This window comes from Pedococcus sp., from assembly GCF_036554925.1.
In the GTDB taxonomy this organism is placed as follows: domain Bacteria; phylum Actinomycetota; class Actinomycetes; order Actinomycetales; family Dermatophilaceae; genus Pedococcus_A.
Genome location: NZ_DATBMI010000074.1, coordinates 1 through 2,149, shown reverse-complemented (window position 1 = coordinate 2,149; position 2,149 = coordinate 1). Strand labels below are relative to the sequence as shown.

1 protein-coding gene is annotated in these 2,149 nt (G+C 73.5%); it reads left to right on the top strand.

Features of this window, described 5'->3' with window-relative positions:
- Positions 1–2,149: CarD family transcriptional regulator (locus VIB11_RS06320; protein ID WP_332029452.1), on the top strand; the 2,149-nt coding region annotated here is incomplete at both ends.

The window sequence follows — 2,149 nt, the reverse complement described above, 5'->3', positions numbered from 1 at the left end:
CGCGAGGAGCCGACCGTCGACGTCGCGGTCGCGCCCGGCGCGCGCCCGGCACTGCTGGCGGCGCTGGTCCGCGGCTCCGGCGCGCAGGGCCGCACCCGGCCGCTCCTCGCGGTGACGGCCACCACCCGCGAGGCCGAGGACCTCAGCGCCGCCCTGCGCTGCTTCCTCGCCCCTGACACCGTCGCCGACTTCCCGGCCTGGGAGACGTTGCCCCACGAGCGGCTCAGCCCGCGCAGCGACACCGTCGGCAAGCGCCTCGCCGTGCTGCGCCGGCTGCGCCACCCGGACCCCGACGACCCCGCCTACGGCCCCCTCGACGTCGTCGTCGCGCCGGTGCGCGCCATCCTCCAGCCCGTCGTGAAGGGCCTGGGCGAGCTGCGCCCGGTGTCCCTGCGGGCCGGCGAGGAGGCACCCCTCGAGCAGGTCGTCGCGGACCTGGCCGCCGCGGCATACAGCCGCACGGACCTCGTGGAGCGGCGCGGCGAGTTCGCCGTGCGCGGCGGCATCCTCGACGTCTTCCCACCCACCGAGGACCACCCCGTCCGCGTCGAGTTCTGGGGCGACACGGTCGAGGAGATCCGCTGGTTCAAGGTCGCCGACCAGCGCAGCCTCGAGGTCGCCGAGCACGGCCTGTGGGCCCCGCCGTGCCGGGAGCTGCTGCTGACCGACGCCGTGCGCGAGAGGGCACGCATCCTGGTCGACCAGCTCCCCGGTGCGGCCGACCTGCTGGGCAAGCTCGCCGAGGGCATCGCGGTCGAAGGCATGGAGTCGCTCGCGCCGGCGCTCGTCGACGGCATGGAGAGCGTGCTCGACACCCTCCGCGAGGGCACGACGGTGGTGGTGTGCGACCCGGAGCGGGTCCGCACCCGCGCGCACGACCTCGCCGCGACCAGCCAGGAGTTCCTCGACGCCGGCTGGGCGAACGCCGCCGCCGGCAACGCCGTGCCGATCGACCTGCAGGGGGTGCTGGGCACCGCGTCGTTCTGGAGCCTGGCCGACCTGCGTGCGCACGCCCGCGAGGCCGGGTTGCCGTGGTGGGACCTCAATCCCTTCACCGCCGACGCCGAGCTCGCCGACGAGGCCACCACCGTGCTCGACACGGGCCTCGCGGAGGCGCCTCGCTACCGCGGCAGCACGCCCGACGCGGTCTCGGACCTGCGCCGCTGGGTGGCCGAGGGGTGGCGGGTCGTCGTCGTCACGGAGGGCCACGGCCTCGCCAAGCGCGTCCATGAGGTGCTCTCCGGTGAGGAGGTCCCGAGCCGCCTCGACGCCGACCTCGCCGACCTGGCGCCGGGCCTGGTGCACCTGACGACCGGCTCGCTCGGCAGCGGCTTCCTCGCGCCGGCGAGCCTGCTCGCCGTGGTCACGGAGACCGACCTCACCGGCACCGCGGGCCAGGGCGGGTCGACCAAGGACATGCGCCGTATGCCGTCGCGGCGCCGCAACCAGGTCGACCCCCTCCAGCTCAAGCCGGGTGACTTCGTCGTCCACGAGCAGCACGGTGTCGGCAGGTTCGTGGAGATGGTGCAGCGCACCGTCGGCGGCGCCACCCGCGAGTACCTCGTCCTCGAGTACGCCGCCTCCAAGCGCGGCCAGCCGGGCGACCGCCTCTACGTGCCGACCGACCAGCTCGACCAGGTCACCCGCTACGTCGGCGGCGAGCAGCCCACCCTCAACAAGATGGGCGGCTCCGACTGGCACAAGACCAAGACCAAGGCCCGCCGCTACGTCAAGCAGATCGCGGGCGAGCTGATCCAGCTCTACAGCGCCCGGATGGCCACCACCGGCCACGCCTTCGCCCCGGACACCCCGTGGCAGCGCGAGCTCGAGGACGCCTTCGCCTACGTGGAGACGCCCGACCAGCTGAGCAGCATCGACGAGGTCAAGGCCGACATGGAGCGGTCGGTGCCGATGGACCGCCTCATCTGCGGCGACGTCGGCTACGGCAAGACCGAGATCGCCGTGCGGGCCGCCTTCAAGGCGATCCAGGACGGCAAGCAGGTCGCCGTCCTCGTGCCCACCACCGTGCTCGCCGAACAGCACTACCGGACCTTCAGCCAGCGGCTGGCCGAGTATCCATTCACAGTTTCTTGCATCAGCCGTTTCAAGACGGCCGGCGAACAGAAGCGCACGCTTGAGAGCCTGGCCC